The 17,263-nt window shown below is 69.0% G+C and carries 19 protein-coding genes; 15 read left to right on the plus strand and 4 right to left on the minus strand.

From position 1 onward, the window contains the following. Positions 1-100: 100 nt before the first annotated feature. The 10 genes from GPA22_RS16135 (at position 101) to GPA22_RS16180 (ending at position 9,127) form a co-directional block, all read left to right on the plus strand. Entirely contained in the window at positions 101-1,276 is a 1,176-nt protein-coding gene (locus tag GPA22_RS16135; RefSeq protein WP_169257083.1) for a type II secretion system F family protein, read from the plus strand. Beyond that, positions 1,273-2,946, plus strand: coding sequence for a GspE/PulE family protein (locus GPA22_RS16140; protein ID WP_169257084.1), 1,674 nt, complete (start codon positions 1,273-1,275; stop codon positions 2,944-2,946). Before GPA22_RS16135 ends, GPA22_RS16140 begins: the two co-directional genes overlap by 4 nt. Beyond that, positions 2,927-3,652, plus strand: coding sequence for a hypothetical protein (locus tag GPA22_RS16145; protein ID WP_169257085.1), 726 nt, complete (start codon positions 2,927-2,929; stop codon positions 3,650-3,652). The genes GPA22_RS16140 and GPA22_RS16145 overlap by 20 nt, the downstream gene beginning before the upstream one ends. Next, entirely contained in the window at positions 3,652-4,194 is a 543-nt protein-coding gene (locus tag GPA22_RS16150; RefSeq protein ID WP_169257086.1) for a PilN domain-containing protein, read from the plus strand. The genes GPA22_RS16145 and GPA22_RS16150 overlap by 1 nt, the downstream gene beginning before the upstream one ends. Before the next feature lie 71 nt (positions 4,195-4,265). Continuing rightward, on the plus strand, positions 4,266-4,853 hold the full coding sequence (locus GPA22_RS16155; RefSeq protein WP_169257087.1) for a GspMb/PilO family protein: 588 nt from the start codon (positions 4,266-4,268) through the stop codon (positions 4,851-4,853). Next, on the plus strand, positions 4,850-5,362 hold the full coding sequence (locus tag GPA22_RS16160; RefSeq protein ID WP_169257088.1) for a hypothetical protein: 513 nt from the start codon (positions 4,850-4,852) through the stop codon (positions 5,360-5,362). The genes GPA22_RS16155 and GPA22_RS16160 overlap by 4 nt, the downstream gene beginning before the upstream one ends. Continuing rightward, on the plus strand, positions 5,359-7,665 hold the full coding sequence (locus GPA22_RS16165) for a secretin N-terminal domain-containing protein (protein WP_169257089.1): 2,307 nt from the start codon (positions 5,359-5,361) through the stop codon (positions 7,663-7,665). The genes GPA22_RS16160 and GPA22_RS16165 overlap by 4 nt, the downstream gene beginning before the upstream one ends. After that, positions 7,662-8,141 carry a type II secretion system protein gene (locus GPA22_RS16170; protein WP_169257090.1) on the plus strand — a complete coding sequence of 160 codons (480 nt, stop codon included), beginning with the start codon at positions 7,662-7,664 and terminating at the stop codon, positions 8,139-8,141. The genes GPA22_RS16165 and GPA22_RS16170 overlap by 4 nt, the downstream gene beginning before the upstream one ends. Before the next feature lie 7 nt (positions 8,142-8,148). Then, a complete protein-coding gene (locus GPA22_RS16175; protein WP_169257091.1) occupies positions 8,149-8,538 on the plus strand; it encodes a type II secretion system protein in 390 nt (129 codons plus the stop codon). Further along, positions 8,525-9,127, plus strand: a complete 603-nt coding sequence (locus tag GPA22_RS16180) for a type II secretion system GspH family protein (protein ID WP_211169169.1) — start codon at positions 8,525-8,527, stop codon at positions 9,125-9,127. The genes GPA22_RS16175 and GPA22_RS16180 overlap by 14 nt, the downstream gene beginning before the upstream one ends. Before the next feature lie 13 nt (positions 9,128-9,140). Here the strand turns inward: GPA22_RS16180 and proB are convergent, their stop codons facing one another. The 4 genes from proB to rplU form a co-directional block, all read right to left on the minus strand. Then, complete coding sequence (proB, locus tag GPA22_RS16185; protein ID WP_169257092.1) at positions 9,141-10,256, minus strand: glutamate 5-kinase; 1,116 nt, start codon at positions 10,254-10,256, stop codon at positions 9,141-9,143. A gap of 61 nt (positions 10,257-10,317) precedes the next feature. Further along, positions 10,318-11,505, minus strand: a complete 1,188-nt coding sequence (cgtA, locus tag GPA22_RS16190; RefSeq protein WP_169257093.1) for an Obg family GTPase CgtA — start codon at positions 11,503-11,505, stop codon at positions 10,318-10,320. 80 nt (positions 11,506-11,585) lie between these two features. Further along, a complete protein-coding gene (gene rpmA, locus GPA22_RS16195) occupies positions 11,586-11,849 on the minus strand; it encodes a 50S ribosomal protein L27 (RefSeq protein ID WP_026296071.1) in 264 nt (87 codons plus the stop codon). Positions 11,850-11,871: 22 nt separating this feature from the next. Continuing rightward, complete coding sequence (gene rplU, locus GPA22_RS16200; RefSeq protein ID WP_169205235.1) at positions 11,872-12,183, minus strand: 50S ribosomal protein L21; 312 nt, start codon at positions 12,181-12,183, stop codon at positions 11,872-11,874. A gap of 204 nt (positions 12,184-12,387) precedes the next feature. Here rplU and GPA22_RS16205 point away from each other — a divergent pair, with 204 nt between their 5' ends. From GPA22_RS16205 to glcF, 5 genes are read left to right on the plus strand one after another with little or no spacing between them, the layout of a single operon-like run. Continuing rightward, complete coding sequence (locus GPA22_RS16205) at positions 12,388-13,206, plus strand: FadR/GntR family transcriptional regulator (RefSeq protein WP_169257094.1); 819 nt, start codon at positions 12,388-12,390, stop codon at positions 13,204-13,206. After that, the gene (locus tag GPA22_RS16210) at positions 13,203-14,714 is read left to right on the plus strand and encodes an FAD-linked oxidase C-terminal domain-containing protein (protein WP_169257095.1); all 1,512 of its coding nucleotides are present in this window, start codon (positions 13,203-13,205) and stop codon (positions 14,712-14,714) included. The genes GPA22_RS16205 and GPA22_RS16210 overlap by 4 nt, the downstream gene beginning before the upstream one ends. Continuing rightward, on the plus strand, positions 14,714-14,872 hold the full coding sequence (locus tag GPA22_RS16215) for a hypothetical protein (protein ID WP_169257096.1): 159 nt from the start codon (positions 14,714-14,716) through the stop codon (positions 14,870-14,872). Before GPA22_RS16210 ends, GPA22_RS16215 begins: the two co-directional genes overlap by 1 nt. Next, positions 14,869-15,942, plus strand: coding sequence for a glycolate oxidase subunit GlcE (gene glcE / locus GPA22_RS16220; protein WP_169257097.1), 1,074 nt, complete (start codon positions 14,869-14,871; stop codon positions 15,940-15,942). Before GPA22_RS16215 ends, glcE begins: the two co-directional genes overlap by 4 nt. Before the next feature lie 2 nt (positions 15,943-15,944). Then, entirely contained in the window at positions 15,945-17,189 is a 1,245-nt protein-coding gene (gene glcF, locus GPA22_RS16225) for a glycolate oxidase subunit GlcF (RefSeq protein ID WP_169257098.1), read from the plus strand. Positions 17,190-17,263 lie beyond the last annotated feature (74 nt).

Raw genomic sequence — 17,263 nt, forward strand, 5'->3', positions numbered from 1 at the left:
ACGCTGGGCGGGCATTCTCTGCGCTGCGCTCGAGTATCTCCGGCGGGGGACGCCCGGGGGCTACGATCGATGCCGCGTCGCAGGGCTATACAGGTGATGCATGCGTTATCGCGTCAGGGCGGTGGGATCTGCCGGAGCGGTCGTCGAAACCGAGCTCGAGGCGGGATGTGAGGCGGACGTGCGGGCGCTGGCCGAGGCGCGGGGCCTGTCCGTTCTCTCGCTGAAGGCGCTGGAGCGCAGCGGGGGGCGCAGCCGTTTTCCGCTGCTGCTTTTCAACCAGCAGTTGCTGGCGTTGCTGCATGCCGGCATTCCCCTTGCCGAGGCGATTTCGGCGCTGGTCGAGAAGGAGCGTTGGCCGGCGATCCGGTCCGTGCTCCAGAGCTTGCGCGACGCGCTGCGCGAGGGGCGCAGCCTGTCGAGCGCGTTGGAGTCGGCACCGCAGGTGTTTCCGAACCTTTACGTCGCGCTGATCCGCGCGGCCGAGCGCACCAGCGATCTGGAGCGCGCGATTGCGCGCTTCATCGCCTACCAGGAGGACGGCGAGCGCCTGCGCGACAAGCTGCTCAGCGCGGCCATCTACCCCTTGCTGCTGGTCGGCGTGGGTGGTCTGGTGGTGCTGTTCCTGCTCGGCTACGTCGTGCCGCGCTTCTCGCACATTTACCAGAACGTGGGCAGCAATCTGCCCTGGATGTCGCTGCTGCTGCTCGAGTGGGGGCAGTTCGTGGAGAAACACGCCTTGCTGCTGGGCGTGATCATGCTGGCGATCCTGGGTGGGGGGGCGCTGGTGGTGCGCAATCCGGCCTTGTGGGCGACGGTCGGACGCTACATGTGGAGGATGCCCTTCGTCGGTGAGCGCATGCGGGTGTTCCAGCTCGCACGTTTCTACCGCACGGTGGGAATGCTGCTGTCGGGCGGCATCCCGGTCGTGACGGCGCTCGGGATGGTGTCGGGGCTGCTTTCGCCGCCGCTGCAGGTGAGTCTGGCTGCGGCGATTGCGGCGATTCGCGAGGGGCGCAGTTTCTCGTCTACGCTGGCAATGCGCGGCCTGACGACGCCGGTGGCGCTGCGCATGCTGGAGGTCGGCGAACATGCCGGGAATCTGGGCGAGATGCTGACGCGCGCGGCCGAATTTCACGAAGAGGATACGGCGCGGCAGGTAGAGTGGCTCACACGCCTGTTCGGTCCTCTGCTGATGTTGCTGATCGGTTGTGCGATCGGCCTGATCGTGGTGCTCATGTACATTCCAATCTTCCTGCTGGCAGAGAGCATTCGATGAGCGAATCGCTGACGGCGAAGCTTGCTCCCGCCCCCTTTACCGCGACGGAACTGGCGGCCGCGTCGGCGGGCGGCGAGCGTGTGATCGACGGGCTTGCGAAGCTCGAGCCCGATCCCGCGCTGCGCGTCGTGCGGCTGGCGTGCGCGCTCGGGCTGACGTCCATCGGGCATGGGCGTCTGATGGCGCTCGAGCCGGATTTTTCCGCGATTCCGTTCGAGATGGCGCTGAGTCGCGAGTGCGTCGCGCTGCGGGGCGAGGACGGCGGCTTGCTCGTCGCGATCGCGGATCCCTTCAACTCCGATCTGCTCGATGGCCTGGGAGCCCGCCTCGGCGAGCCCTACGAGCTGGTTCTGGCGGATCGCGACGATCTCGCGGCCTGCCTCGCACGCCACGAGGACGAGGTTCGCCGCGCGGCCGGCGTGATCGAGGCGCAGGACGAGGGGCGTGAGGGCGACGGCGTCGAGGACCTTTCGCTCAAGCGCATCAGCGCCGACGCGAGTCCGGTCGTCAAGCTCGTCAATTCGACGCTTTACGATGCGCTGAAGCAGCTCGCGAGCGACATTCACCTGGAATCGGTGCCGGGCGGACTGGTGATCAAGTACCGTCTCGACGGGGTGCTGGTGCGTGTGGGCGGGGCGCAGGGCGTCGAGCTCGCGGAGCAGGTCATCTCCCGCATCAAGGTCATGGCGGAGCTCGACATTGCCGAGCGCCGGGTGCCGCAGGACGGGCGCTTCAAGGTGCGTTCGGGCGGGCGCGAGATCGATTTCCGCGTGTCGATCATGCCGAGCATCCATGGCGAGGATGCGGTGCTGCGGATTCTCGACAAGGAGCATCTCAGCCGCGAAATGAGCGGATTGACGCTCGAGACTCTGGGGTTCGACGACGACGCGCGGGCGGCGCTGCGCCATCTCGCGAGCGAGCCGTACGGGATGCTGCTGGTCACGGGACCGACCGGATCGGGCAAGACCACGACGCTGTACGCCACCCTGGCGGAGACCAATCAGGGGCTGGACAAGATCGTGACCATCGAGGATCCGGTCGAGTACCAGTTGAACGGGGTGCTGCAGATCCCGGTGAATGAGAAGAAGGGGCTGACGTTTGCGCGCGGCTTGAGGTCGATCCTGCGGCACGACCCGGACAAGATCATGGTGGGCGAGATCCGCGACGGCGAAACGGCCGAAATCGCCGTGCAGGCCGCGCTCACCGGACACCTGGTGTTCACCACCGTGCACGCGAACAATGTCTTCGATGTCATGGGGCGCTTCACCCACATGGGCATCGATCCGTTCAACCTCGTCGCCGCGCTGAACGGCATCGTGGCCCAGCGCCTGTTGCGCATCAACTGCCCGTACTGCACGGAGGATGTGCGGCCGGATGCGCAGCTGATCGCCCGGTCGCGCATCGGCGACGCGAGCGGATACCGGTTCCGGGCGGGGCATGGCTGCGGTCAGTGTCGCGGATCGGGGTTCCGCGGACGGCGGGCGGTGGCCGAGGTCTTGCTCCTCGATGACGAAATCCGCGAACTGATCGTCGCGCGCGCGTCGATCCGCATGGTCAAGGAGGCGGCCCGCCAGAGCGGTTTCCGGGGGCTGCGGGAGGCAGCGCTGGCGCTGGTTGCCGCGGGGGAGACGACGCTGCAGGAGGTGAACCGTGTCACGCTTCTCGGCTGAGTCGCCCCGGGTGTTGATCGAGAAGGACGAGATCCGCGTCGGGCACGGCGCGGCGCAGAAACGGTTCGCCTACGAGTGGTCCCCGGATACTGCGCTGGCGGCTTGGGCGTCGGACCCGCAAGGGGGCGTGCAGCGCGGATCGCGCTGGGACGTGGTGTTCGCCGACGTGCTGGTGCGTTATCTGGTCGTCCAGTGGCCGGCGGGCCTGCGCGGCGGGGCGGAGCGCGAGGCTTACCTCGCACACCGCTTCCGCGAAGTGCATGGGGTGGCGGCGCCTGACTGGCGTATCGTCGTCGAACGCAGCGTGACTGCGGTCCCGGCGATTGCCTGTGCCGTCCCGGCCGTACACGTCGAGGCCGTCGCGGCGTGGGGCCGCGAGCGCCGTCTGCGGCTCGGCAGCGTTACCGGCGAGTTCCTGGCTGTCTACAACCGCGTGCGCCCGGCGTTGGAGCATCCCTTCGGTGCGCTCGCGGTGCAACGCAACGGGCGCATCACGCTGGGGCTGTGGGGGGACGCCCGATGGCAGGCCCTGCGCAGCCAGCCGCTCGGCCCGGCGGGGGATGCCTCGCTCGCCCTGTATCTCGAATCGCTGGCCGTGAGTGCGGAGCGGCAGGGTGAGCCGGGGGTTCTCTACTGCGTGGGCGAGGGGCCGGCCGTGCCGGCCGGATGGCGGAAGGTGGTTCTGGACGCTGAGGGGTGGGTGTGATGCGGCGGGTTCCCCTTCCGGTCGATCTCGACCTGCTGCAGACGCGCCGTCGCGTGAGCATGGCGGGGTGGGGATTGCTCGTGGCCGGGCTCGTGGCATGTGCGGTCGGGATTACGGCCTTCCGCCAGGCGAGTGCCGAAATCGACGAGCGCGAGGTCGCGATGCTGCACGCCCGCGACGCGGCTCGGCGCGCCACCCCCGCGGCGGCCGGCGCAAAGGACCAGGTCGGCGCCGACGAGGCCAAGGCGGCCCTGGGGGTCGCGGCGCGCCTGAATGCCGACTGGGGCGGCATGATCGGGGGTGTTGCGGCGGCGCAGGGTGACGGAGTAACGTGGGTGAGCCTGCAGGCCGATCAGGCGCGCGACGGACTCAATGTCACTGGTGTGGCGCGTTCGCTGGCGGAAGTGTTCGAGTTTCTTGCCAGGCTCGGCGAGGTGCCGGGGGTTCGCGATGCGCGACTCGCGAACTACGAATGGGTGCAGGTCGGCAGCCGGAATGCAGTGCAGTTCACCGCGAACGCGAAATGGAGTGCTCGTCCATGATCGGCGTGAGAGGACTGTGTGCGCGCTTTCGTCCAGTGGGGCCGTCTGCCGTCGTGCCGGCGGACGGGGGGATGTTCGCCACGGACAAGGCTCCGCGGGCTGCGGCGCGGGACCGCTCGGGCGTCGTGCTCGTGAAGGAATACGCCGGGCGTTTCGCCATGAATGCGGGCCTTCCCGGCGCGCTGGGCGTGTTCCTGCTGGTGGCGGCGGTGCTGGGCGCCTACGTCGGGCAGGTGGTGAACGACGGCCGTGCGGCGGCGCTTGACGAGGAGCGGCTTCGACTGGCGCGCAGCGCGAGCGCCCCCGCCGCCGGGCCGGATGAGCGGGCGCAACTGGCTGCGTTCCTCGAACGATTCCCGCCTGCGACGGCACTTCCCGAGAGCCTGCGTCGCCTGAACGAGCACGCCGCCGCGCACGGGATCAACCTGCAGCGCACCGATTACAACAGCAGCGCCGTCGCCGGCACATCGCTGACGCAGGTCAGTCTCGCCATTCCGGTGCAGGCCGACGCGGACGCGATTTACGCGTGGCTGGGGGCGCTGTTGCGGGAGATGCCGGAGATTGCGCTGGATTCGGTGAGCCTCAAGCGCGACTCGACCGAGACCGCGCGCGTCGAGGCCGAGATCCGCCTGCAGCTCTACCTGCGGGGGCGTTCATGAACATGCGCCAGGCGCTGCTCGCAGTCGTGCTCCTGGCGACGCTGGCTGCCAGCTGGTGGGCGCTCGAAGAGGATGGGAGGGATCGCGCCGTCGTGCAGCCCGTCGAACGCGCCACCCGGCAGCCGGCCGGGACTGCGCGGGGCGAGGGCGCCGATGCGCGGTCAACGGTATCGGGGAACGGTCTGGCGCCCCTCGCAGGCGAACGGGCGCCGTGGCCGGAACTGACCGACCGGCTGGCGCGCATCGTGAGCTTTGCGCCCCCACCGCCGCCGGCGTCGACGGTGCGTGCCGAGCCGCAGGCCCCGCCGTTGCCGTTCCGCTACGTCGGGATCATCGAGGATGCGCAGGGCACGGCCGTATTTCTTCTCGATGGCACGCAAGTGCGCATGGCGCGTCCCGGCGAGGAGGTCGCCAGTCGTTACAGGCTCGAACGCATCACTCCCGCTGCCGTTGAATTCACCTATCTGCCGCTCAAGAAAGTGCAGACCCTCGATCGCCTGAACCCATGACCCTCAAGACCTCGATCTTTTCGCGCTCCCTGCTGCCCGTGCTTGCGGCTGTCCTGCTCGCCGGCTGTGCGACGAATGCCGCGCTCGACGAGAGCCGCCGTGATTTTGCGGCCGGTGACCGGGTGGGCGCCCTGCTGCGGCTCGAGCAGGCGGTGAAGAAGGACCCCGAAAACCTCGAACTGCGCAGTTACTTCGTGCGCCAGCGCGAACTGGTCGTGATGGAGCGGCTCGGCGCGGCGGAGAAGGCGCACGGCGTGGGGAAACTGGACGAAGCGGCCGTGCTGTACCGCGACGTGGAGAAGCTGGATCCCGAGAACGCCCGGGCCCGGCTCGGACTCGAGGCCATCGAACGGGCACGCCGCCGCGCGGAACGTCTGGGGCAGGCGAGGGCCGCGCTGGCGGCCGGCGACGCGACCGCGGCCGGGCGCATCGCGCGCGGCGTGTATGCCGAGGCGCCCGACGACCGGGCTGCGCGCCAGCTGGTGATGGACCTGGAGGAGCGTGCCGCGCGCTCCACCAAGCCGCGCGCCGACGCCCTGCAGGGGCCGCTGGCCAAGCCGGTGACGCTGGAGTTTCGCGACTCGCAGCTGCGCGTCGTGTTCGAGGCCCTGTCGCGGGCGAGCGGACTGAATTTCGTTTTCGACCGGGACGTCCGCGCGGATAGCCGCGTCACGCTGTTCGTGCGCGAGAACTCCGTCGATGAGGTGCTGCGCCTGTTGTCGGCGACACAGGGCATCGAGCGCAAGCTGCTCAACGCCAATACGGTCCTCATCTACCCGGCCACGGCCGCCAAGCAGCGCGAGCACCTGGAGCTCGTGACACGCAGCTTCTACCTCGCGAATGCCGACGCCAAGGCGGCACAGACGCTGATCAAGCAGCTGGTGAAGAGTCGCGACGTGTTCATCGACGAGAAGCTGAACCTGCTTGTCATGAAGGACACTCCCGAGGCGGTGCGCATGGCCGAACGGTTGGTGGCGACGCTCGACGTACCCGAGCCGGAAGTGATGCTCGAGCTGGAGGTGCTGGAGGTGAGCCGCAGCAAGCTGCTGGACCTCGGCATCGACTTCCCGGACCAGATCGGCTACGGGCTGCTGACGCCAACCCTCCAGGGGTCGAGCCAGATCATCAACGGGGTGACCATCACCGCCCCGCAGCAACTCGGCGGCAAGCTGCTCGACGGCAACATCGACCTGCGCAACAACCGCGGCGATCTCGTGCCCTTCATCAGCAATCCGGGGGCGGTGTTGCGCTTGAAGAGCGAGGACGGCGATTCGCGCATCCTGGCGAATCCGCGCATCCGCGTGCGCAACCGCGACAAGGCGCGCGTGCATATCGGCGACAAGCTGCCGGTGTTCACGACGACGTCGACGGCGAACGTGGGCGTGTCGGCGTCCGTCTCGTATCTCGACGTCGGCCTCAAGCTCGAGGTCGAGCCCGCCGTGTATCGCGACGACGAGGTCGGCATCAAGCTCAACCTCGAGGTCAGCAGCATCGTCAAGGAAGTACCGGGGCCGTCCAGCTCCCTGGCCTATCAGGTCGGTTCGCGCAGCACCTCGACTTCGCTGCGCCTCAAGAACGGCGAAACGCAGGTGCTCGCCGGGCTGATCAACGACGAGGACCGGTCGGCCGCGCAGCGCCTGCCGGGGCTCGGCAACCTGCCGGTGCTCGGGAGGCTGTTCTCGGCCCAGCGGGACAGCAACAACAAGACCGAGATCGCACTGCTGATCACGCCGCGCATCGTCCGCAACATCCTGCCGCCCGTGTCGTTGCTTGCCGAGACGCCGGCGGGCACCGAGTCGAACGTCGGCGCGGAGCCCTTGCGCATCGGTACCACCGCGCCGCGGAGCCTCGGGCTGACGGGTGACGGACGCGGTGCGGTCGCGGCTCCCGCGGTCGCGAGACCCGTGCCGGAGGAGCGCCCGGCAGGCGCGGAAGCGGCGGAGCCGAAGGAAATGCCGGTGCAGGAGTCGCCCGATGCGGCCCTGATCCTTCCCGATGCGATCCGGCGTGGCGAACCGCTGAATGCCGTCGTGCGTCTGAGCGGCGCCACGGGGGCAAACTCGGCCGATGTCACGATTGCCTACGACGCCGGCCGGCTCGAGGCGGACGGCGCGGTAACGCCCGGCACGCTGGTGCTGCCGGTGACCGTGAACGACGGCAGCGCCGATCTGGCCGTGCGCCTGCGCACCAAGGCCGACGCGTCCGGCGTCGCGACCCTGGCCGTCACCGGCATGCGGCTGCATCGCGAAACGGGTGACCAGGACGTCGCGCTGTCGGCCGGAGGCACGGTGCGGATCGAATGAGGGCAGCGGTGGCGCGCGGATTCACGCTGATCGAGCTGGTCGTGACGGTGGCCATCATCGGCATCCTTGCCGCCGGAGCCATGCCGCTCGCCGAACTGGCGGCCCAGCGCGAGCGGGAATCCGAGCTGCGCACCGCAGTGTGGCAGATTCGCGCCGCCATCGACGCCTACAAGGCGGCCTATGTCGACCAGCGCATCGAGCAGCGCGTCGGCGCATCGGGTTACCCCCCGGATCTGGAAAGCCTCGTGAAGGGGGTCCCGGACGTGCGCGACCCCGAGGGCAAGCGCATGTATTTCCTGCGGCGGCTGCCACGCGACCCCTTCAGTACCGATCCGGGCGTTCCCGCCGAAAAGACCTGGGGTAAGCGCAGCTATGCGAGCCCCCCCGACGAGCCGGCAGAGGGCAAGGACGTGTTCGACATCTACTCGAAATCGCCCGCTACGGGGCTCAATGGCGTGCCGTATCGTGAATGGTAGCGGGGGCATGAGCGCGGGGAGATCCGCGGCGACGCGCGGCTTCACGCTGGTCGAGCTGCTGGTGGTGCTCGCCATCATCGCCACCTTGATGTCGATCGCCGCGCCGCGCTATTTCGAACATCTCGATCGCAGCCGCGAGGCCTCCCTGCGACAGACGCTCGTTGTCGTGCGCGATGCGATCGACAAGTACCACGCGGACATCGGCGCGTGGCCGCCGGACCTCGATGCCCTCGTGACGAAGCGTTATCTGCGCAAGCTGCCGTTCGATCCGATCACCGAGCGCAGTGATTCGTGGCAGTACGTGGCGCCGCCGGGCGGAGACGGCACCGGGGTGTGGGATCTGCACAGCGGTGCCGAAGGAACTGCGAAGGACGGTACGCGCTATGCGGACTGGTGAAATCCGGCGCGGGTGCCGGAGGCTCTCGACCGCGGGCAGGGCGCAGGCGGGCTACACCTACCTGCTGGTGCTGTTCATCGTTGCCGGGCTCGGGCTGCTGGCGGCGCAGACCGGCGTGGTCTGGTATCAGGCCGCACAGCGCGACCGCGAGGCGGACCTGCTGGCGATCGGCGCGGAGTTCGCGCGGGCGCTGGCAAGTTACGCCAAGGCGTCGCACGACCATGCCTTGCCCCAGAACCTGCAACAGCTGGTCGAGGACAAACGTGGTCCGGTGATGGTCAGGCATCTGCGGCGGATCTACCGCGATCCGTTCACCGGGAAGCCCGAATGGGGCCTGGAGAAGGCCGGCGGGCGCATTGCCGGCGTCTATAGCCTGGGCAAGGGGGGGCCGATCCGGCAGCATGACTTGCCCAAGGAGCTGGGGGGCATCACCGGCGAGGTCAAGAGTTATGCTGAATGGATATTCCGGCCGCCGGAAACGGAAGGCGAGGCGGCAGTGACTCCCGCGGCGGCAGGTGCCGCTCCCGCCGCCGGGCTCCCGGCGGGCAATTCCCCGGCGGCCGGGACCGCGCCGGCACCGGCGCGCTAAGCGTCCGCGTTGCCTAGCGCAGCACCATGTTGTCGCGGTGGATCAGCTCCGGCTCGTCGATGTAGCCCAGCAGCTGTTCGATCTCGCTGCTGGGCTTGCGGGCCACGCGGCGGCATTCGGTGCTGCTGTAATTGACCAGGCCGCGGCCGACTTCTTCTCCCGATTGCGTACGGCAGGCGACGGCGGAGCCGCGCTCGAAGTCGCCGCGCACTTCCGTCACGCCCACCGGGAGCAGGCTGCGGCCGCCGCGCAGGGCGGCGACGGCGCCTTCGTCGATGACGAGGTCGCCCGCGAGCTGCAGATGGTCGGCGAGCCATTGCTTGCGCGCCTGCAGCGGCGAACTGGTGGCGTAGAGCAGGGTACCGAGCGCTTCACCCTTGCCGAGGCGCACCAGCGCGTCGGGTTCTTGGCCGCTGGCGATGCAGGTGTGGGCGCCGCTGCGCGCCGCGCGCTGGGCGGCGCGGATCTTGGTGATCATGCCGCCCTTGCTGATGCCGGTGCCGGCGCCGCCCGCCATCGCCTCGTAGGCACGATCCTCGGCCCGTCCTTCGGACACCAGCGTCGCCGTCGGGTCCTGGCGCGGATCGGCGGTGTAGAGGCCCTTCTGGTCGGTGAGGATGATCAGGGCTTCCGCTTCGATCAGGTTGGCGACGAGGGCGCCGAGGGTGTCGTTGTCGCCGAACTTGATCTCGTCGGTGACGATGGTGTCGTTCTCGTTGATGATTGGCACCACCCCGAGTTCGAGCAGCGTCGTCAGGGTCGAGCGCGCGTTGAGGTAGCGCTTGCGGTCGGCGAGGTCGTCGTGGGTCAGCAGGATCTGCGCGGTGCGGATGCCGTGGCCCGAGAACGCATCCTCGTAGGCTTGCACCAGCACCATCTGTCCGACCGCCGCGGCGGCCTGCAGCTTGTGCATCTCGTGCGGGCGCTTCGTCCAGCCCAGCCGCTGGATGCCGGCGGCGATGGCGCCCGACGACACGAGCACGACCTGCTTGCCGGATTCGCGCAGGGCCGCGAACTGCCGGGCCCAGTCCGCCATCGCGGCCTTGTCGAGGCCGCTGCCGTTGTTGGTGACGAGGGCGCTGCCGACCTTGACCACCAGGCGGCGCGCGTTGCGGATCTTGTTTCTCATGATCGGTGACGGCAAGCGTGGGCTAAACGGGGAGAGTTCCGGCGCCTGGCCGGAGCGTGCTTCAACGTCCGGTGTGTTCCGGGCTTTCGTCCTCGTCGAGGTCGTCGTCGGCATCGTCCTCTTCGGCGAGGATGGCCTGCAGGCGCACCTGATAGGCCGCTTCCGCACGGGCTTCGGCTTCCGCGGCGAGGCGGGCTTCCTCGGCGGCGCGGGCGGCGCGCTCGGCTTCGGCCTGCGCACGGTCCGCGTCGAGGAAGTCCTGGATCGCGAAGATCAGCGGGCGGCAGCCATCGCCGGTCAGCGCGGAAATCTCGAAGTGGCGATCCACCGGGCCGTAGGCGTCGAGGAAGGCGGCGACGCGTTCCGCACGTTCGTCCTCGGGGATCAGGTCGAGCTTGTTCAGCGCGAGCCAGCGCGGCTTGACGTAGAGCGACTCGTCGTACTTGCGCAGCTCTTCGACGATCGCCTTCGCGTCATGCACGGGGTCGGCGTCGGGGTCGAAGGGGGCGAGGTCGACGAGGTGCAGCAGCACGCGCGTGCGCTGCAGGTGGCGCAGGAACTGGTGGCCGAGTCCGTGGCCTTCGGCTGCGCCCTCGATCAGGCCGGGGATGTCGGCGATGACGAAGCTGCGGTTCTCGTCGGTGCGCACGACGCCCAGATTGGGCGCGAGCGTCGTGAACGGGTAGTCGGCGACTTTCGGTTTCGCCGCGGAAACGGAGCGGATGAAGGTCGATTTGCCGGCGTTGGGCATGCCCAGCAGGCCGACGTCGGCCAGCACCTTGAGTTCGAGGCGCAGCATGCGGCGTTCGCCTTCCTCGCCGAGCGTGCGTTTGCGCGGGGCGCGGTTCACGCTGGACTTGAAGTGCAGGTTGCCGAGGCCGCCCTTGCCGCCGCGGGCGATCAGCGCGCGCTTGCCATCGACGTCGAGGTCGGCGATGAGCTCGCCCGTCTCGTAGTCGGTGATGATGGTGCCGACCGGCATGCGCAGCGTGATGTCTTCGCCGCTCTTGCCGTAGCAGTCCTTGTTGCCGCCGTTCTCGCCGCGCTGGGCACGATGCATGCGCGTGTAGCGGAAGTCGATCAGCGTGTTGAGGTTGCGGTCGGCGACCGCGAAGATGCTGCCGCCGCGTCCGCCGTCGCCGCCGTCGGGGCCGCCGCGCGGGATGAATTTTTCGCGGCGGAAGGAGGCCGACCCGTTGCCGCCGTCGCCGGCCATGACCTCGATACGCGCTTCGTCAATGAACTTCATGGGTGCTTGTGCTGTGCCTGTGGCTGAAACAAAAAAGCCCTACCGCAAGGATAGGGCTTTTCGAACCTTGACGCCGGAAATCAGGCGGCTTCGGGCACGATCACGACCGTGCGGCGGCGCTGCGCGCCCTTCACGGTGAATTGCACGGTGCCGTCCTTCAGCGCGAACAGGGTGTGGTCCTTGCCGATGCCGACGTTCTCGCCCGGGTGGTATTCGGTGCCGCGCTGGCGAACGATGATGTTGCCGGCGAGCACGAACTGGCCGCCGTAGCGCTTGACGCCGAGTCGTTTCGATTCCGAGTCGCGGCCGTTACGGGAACTACCGCCAGCTTTTTTGTGTGCCATGACGAATTACCTCCTTGGCTAATCAGGCCGAGATCGCTTCGATGCGAAGCTCGGTGTAGTTCTGGCGATGGCCCTGGTGCTTCTGGTAGTGCTTGCGGCGGCGCATCTTGAAAATCTTGACCTTCTCGTGGCGGCCGTGGGAAACCACGGTCGCCTTCACTGCGGCGCCGGAAACCACCGGGGTGCCGATCTTGACCGACTCGCCCTCGCCGACCATGAGAACCTGGTCGATAGTGATTTCGGAGCCCACGTCTGCCGGTATCTGTTCTACCTTGATCTTTTCGCCGGCGACGACGCGATACTGCTTGCCGCCGGTTTTTATCACCGCGTACATGGTGTTGCTCCAGTTGATGGGTTTGCAAAGGAATCGCGCACTTTATATGAAGAGCGCCGGAATAGTCAAGGAAATCAGCGCTTAGGCGAAAGCGCGCTTCCCCCGCCGCGGGGCCGGTGCGGGTATTCCCCAATGCTGACAGCGCACGCAACTGAGCCTATGATTGAAATGTTGTCAGACAAATTGCGGGGCAGGCTGAGTCATATGGTAAACGAAAGGTCACGCCGCGCGCCGCGCCTGAGCGATGTCGTCGCGCGTCAGCTCGAAGCGTGGATCAGCGAGCAGGGGTTGAAGCCCGGAGCCCAGTTGCCGACGGAGAAGGTGTTGTGCGAGCGCTTCGGCGTGAGCCGGGCGGTGATCCGCGAGGCGGTTTCGCGCCTGAAGGCCGACGGCTGCGTGATGACGCGGCAGGGGTCGGGGGCCTACGTGGCGGCGCGACCGGGCCAGGCGAGCTTCCGCCTGCTGCGGGCCTCGGCCGGCGGCGAGGCCCCGGCCGATGGCGCGGTCTCGGATCGCGAGGTGTCGGATATTTTCGAGCTGCGCTACCTCGTCGAGGTCGGTGCGGCGGAGCTAGCGGCCATGCGGCGGTCGCCGGCCGAGCTGGAGCGCATGCGGGCGGCGCTGGACCGGATGGCAGCGGCGCTCGCGACCGGCGCCGACGCGCATACCGACGACGACGCGTTTCACGTCGCCGTCGCGGCCGCGACGCACAACCCGCAGATCGAGCGCTTCCAGGCTTTCATGGGGCAGCAGTTTTCGGATTCGCGCGCGCCGACCTGGAACGCCGAGGGGCACCATTCCGGCCGCGCGCGCGATTCGCAGGCCGAGCACGTGCGCATCTTCGAGGCCATCGCCGCGGGTGACGCGGCGGCGGCGCGCGCGGCGGCGACCGCGCACCTCGCGGGCGCGGTGCAGCGCCTGGGGCTGCACGAGCGGCGCTGGGCCGGCGTGGGGAAGAAGGCTGACGCGCGTGCGACGGACGCGCGCAACGAGGAGCGGCACGAAGTGGAGAACGAACAATGAACATTGCGGCGGACCCGGTGGTCCTGGGCGAGCAGGAGGCGGACTTTTCGTCGATCGACAAAGTCCGCGTGGTCGAGGCGTTGGCGCGGGTGCTGCCGGCGGGGGCGCTGATGTACGACGCGGAGGACCTGCGTCCGTATGAATGCGACGGGCTGTCGGCCTACCGGCAGCTGCCGATGGTCGTGGCGCTGCCGACGACCGAGGCGCAGGTCGTGGCCGTGCTGAAGGTGTGCAGCGAGATGGGGGTGCCCGTCGTCGCGCGCGGTGCCGGCACCGGCCTGTCGGGCGGCGCGCTGCCGCACGAGTTCGGCGTCGTGCTGTCGCTCGCGCGCTTCAACCGCATCCTGCACCTCGATCCCCACGCGCGCACCGCGGTCGTGCAGCCGGGCGTGCGCAACCTCGCGATCTCCGAGGCCGCCGCGCCGCATGGGCTGTATTACGCACCGGATCCGTCGTCGCAGATCGCGTGCACGATCGGTGGCAACGTCGCCGAGAACTCGGGCGGCGTGCATTGCCTGAAATACGGCCTCACCGTGCATAACGTGTTGCGCGTGCGCGGCGTGACCATCGATGGCGAGATCGTCGAGATCGGCAACCACGGCCTGGATGCGCCGGGCTACGACCTGTTGGCGCTGGTGATCGGCTCGGAAGGCATGCTCGCGGTGGTCACCGAAGTGACGGTCAGGCTCACGCCCAAGCCGCAGCTTGCGCAGTGCGTGCTCGCGGCCTTCGACGATGTCATCAAGGCGGGCGAGGCGGTCGCGGAGATCATCGCCGCCGGCATCATCCCGGCCGGTCTCGAGATGATGGACCAGCCCGCCACGGCGGCGGTCGAGCAGTTCGTCCATGCGGGCTACCCGCTGGACGCGAAGGCGATCCTGCTGTGCGAATCGGACGGCACGCCCGAGGAAGTCGCCGAGGAGATCGAACGCGTGCGGGCGGTGCTGGAGGCGAGCGGCGCGACGGAGATCCGCGTCTCGCGCGACGAAACCGAGCGCATGAAGTTCTGGGCCGGGCGCAAGGCCGCCTTCCCCGCGGCGGGGCGCATCTCGCCCGACTACTACTGCATGGACGGCACGATCCCGCGGAAGCGCCTGGGCGAGATGCTCGAGGCCATCCAGCAGATGGAAGGCAAGCACGGGCTGCGCTGCATCAACGTGTTCCATGCCGGCGACGGCAACCTGCATCCGCTGATCCTGTTCGACGCCAACCAGGCAGGCGAGCTCGAACGGGCGGAAGCCTTCGGTGCGGACATCCTGGAGCTGTCGGTGGCGCTGGGCGGCACGATCACCGGCGAGCACGGTGTCGGCATCGAGAAGATCAACCAGATGTGCAGCCAGTTCACGCGGCCCGAGCTGGCGATGTTCTTCCGCGTCAAGGGCGCCTTCGATCCGCGCGGGCTGCTCAACCCGGGCAAGGCGATCCCGACGCTCAACCGCTGCGCCGAATACGGTCGCATGCGCGTGAGCAACGGGCATATCCCGTATCCGGACATCCCCCGCTTCTGATGGACCGGGGCTGGATCCAGTTTCTACTCGTGGTCGTGCCGGTGATGTCGCTGATCGGCTCGTGGCTGGCGCTGCGGGCGATCGCCGAGCGGCGCGACGGCAAGCCGGACGCTCATCGGGCGCCGGACAAGGCAAGGAATAAGGCGGAGAGCGAATGAGCGATTTGACTGAACAGTGGCGCGAGCGGGTGCGCGCCGCGGCGGCGTCGGGTACGGCGCTGCAGGTGCGGGGCGGCGGGACGAAGGCGTTCTACGGCCGCGAGCCCGTCGGCGAGGTGTTCGACACGCGCGGCCATGCGGGCGTCGTCAGCTACGAGCCGACCGAGCTGGTCGTGACCGCTCGTGCGGGCACGCCGCTCGCGGAGCTCGAGGCGCTGGTCGCCGAACGCGGGCAGATGCTGGCCTTCGAGCCGCCGCATTTCGGCGCGGGAGCGACGGTCGGTGGCTGCGTCGCGGCCGGACTGTCGGGGCCACGGCGGGCGACGGCGGGGGCGCTGCGCGACTTCGTGCTCGGCGTGCGCATCCTGGACGGCCGCGGCGAGGCGCTGTCCTTCGGCGGCCAGGTGATGAAGAACGTCGCCGGCTACGACCTGTCGCGCGCGATCGCCGGCAGCCTTGGCACGCTGGGGCTGATCCTCGACGTGTCCCTGAAAGTCCTGCCACGCCCGGTCGCGGAGACCACGCTGCGCTTTGCGATCGACGAGAAGGAGGCGATCGACCGCGTCAACGACTGGGGCGGCCAGCCGCTGCCGATCTCGGCGTCGGCGTGGTGCGACGGGGCGCTGCACCTGCGCCTTTCCGGCGCGGAGGCCGCGGTGCGCGCGGCGGAGCGCAGGCTCGGCGGCGACCTCGTGGAGGCAGTCGGGGCGTCCGCGTTCTGGGCGGGCGTGCGCGAGCAGACAGATGCGTATTTCGCCGACCTGGGGGCGGGCGAGGTCCTGTGGCGCCTGTCGCTGCCGAGTTCGGCGGCGCCGGTGAAGCTGCCCGGGACGCAGTTCATCGAGTGGGGCGGCGCGTTGCGCTGGCTGCGCTCCGATGCGCCGGCCGCGACGATCCGCGAGCGTGTCGCCGCGTTGGGCGGCCACGCGACGGCCTTCCGCGGCTTCGACCGCAGCAGCGACGTCTTCCATCCGCTCGCCGCGCCGGTCATGGCGATCCAGCGCCGGCTCAAGCAGGCCTTCGATCCCGCAGGAATCTTCAATCCCGGTCGTTTCTACGACGGACTCTGAACATGCAGACCCAACTTGCCGATTTCATCAAGAACACGCCCGAAGGGCGCGAGGCCGAAGCGATCCTGCGCAACTGCGTGCACTGTGGTTTCTGCACCGCGACCTGCCCGACCTACCAGCTGCTCGGCGACGAGCTGGACGGGCCGCGCGGCCGCATCTACCTGATCAAGCAGCTGCTCGAAGGCCACGACGTCACCGAGAAGACGCGCCTGCACCTCGACCGCTGCCTGACCTGCCGTTCCTGCGAGTCGACCTGTCCGTCGGGCGTGCATTACAGCCGCCTCGCCGACATCGGCCGCAACATCGTCGAACAGCGCGTGCCGCGGCGCGGTGCCGAGGCGGCGAAACGCTGGGCGCTGCGCGAATTCGTGCCGCGCACGGATGTGTTCGGCATCGCGATGAAGGCGGGGCGCGCCGTGCGCGGGCTGCTGCCCGAGGCGCTGAAGGAAAAGGTGCCCGCCCTGCGCCCCGCCGGCCCGTGGCCCAAGCCGCACCACGCGCGGCGCATGATCGCGCTGGCCGGTTGTGCGCAACCGGCGATGGCGCCGTCGATCAACGCGGCGACCGCGCGCGTGCTCGACGCCGTCGGCATTTCGCTGGTCGAGCAGCCGGGGGCGGGGTGCTGCGGCGCGGTGCGCTTCCATCTGAACGACCAGGAAGGCGGCCGCGACGATGCCCGGCGCAACATCGACGCCTGGTGGCCGGCGGTCGAACGCGGCGAGATCGAGGCCATCGTCATGACCGCCTCGGGCTGCGGCGTGCAGGTGAAGGACTACGGCCACCTGCTCGCGCAGGATCCCGCTTATGCGGAAAAGGCCGCGCGCATTGCGGAGATGACCCGCGACGTCAGCGAGATCGTCGCCGCGGAGGGCTGGAAGCTGCAGGAGCTGCTGAAGACCCGTCGTGGCGACGCCGTCGCGGTGGCGTTCCAGTCTCCCTGCACCTTGCAGCACGGTCAGAAGATCCGCGGCGTCGTCGAGAACCTCCTCACGACCGCGGGCTTCGAGCTCACACCGGTGCGTGACGGCCATCTGTGCTGCGGTTCGGCCGGCACTTACTCGATCCTGCAGCCGGAGCTCTCGAAGCAGCTGCGCACGAACAAGCTGGCGGCGCTGGCCGAGGGCGGGGCGGCGATCATCGCATCGGCCAATATCGGGTGCATGACGCACCTGCAGGGCGGCACCGAGACGCCCGTGCGCCATTGGGTGGAGCTGGTCGACAGCCGCCTCAACGGCCTTCCCCTGTGAGGAATGGGGTGCGGCGTACGTCCGGCCACGGACGCGCGCCGCGCCCTGCACGGGGCCCCATCGGCAAGCGTGAA

This window comes from Aromatoleum toluvorans (assembly GCF_012910905.1).
GTDB classification, from domain to species: Bacteria; Pseudomonadota; Gammaproteobacteria; order Burkholderiales; family Rhodocyclaceae; genus Aromatoleum; species Aromatoleum toluvorans.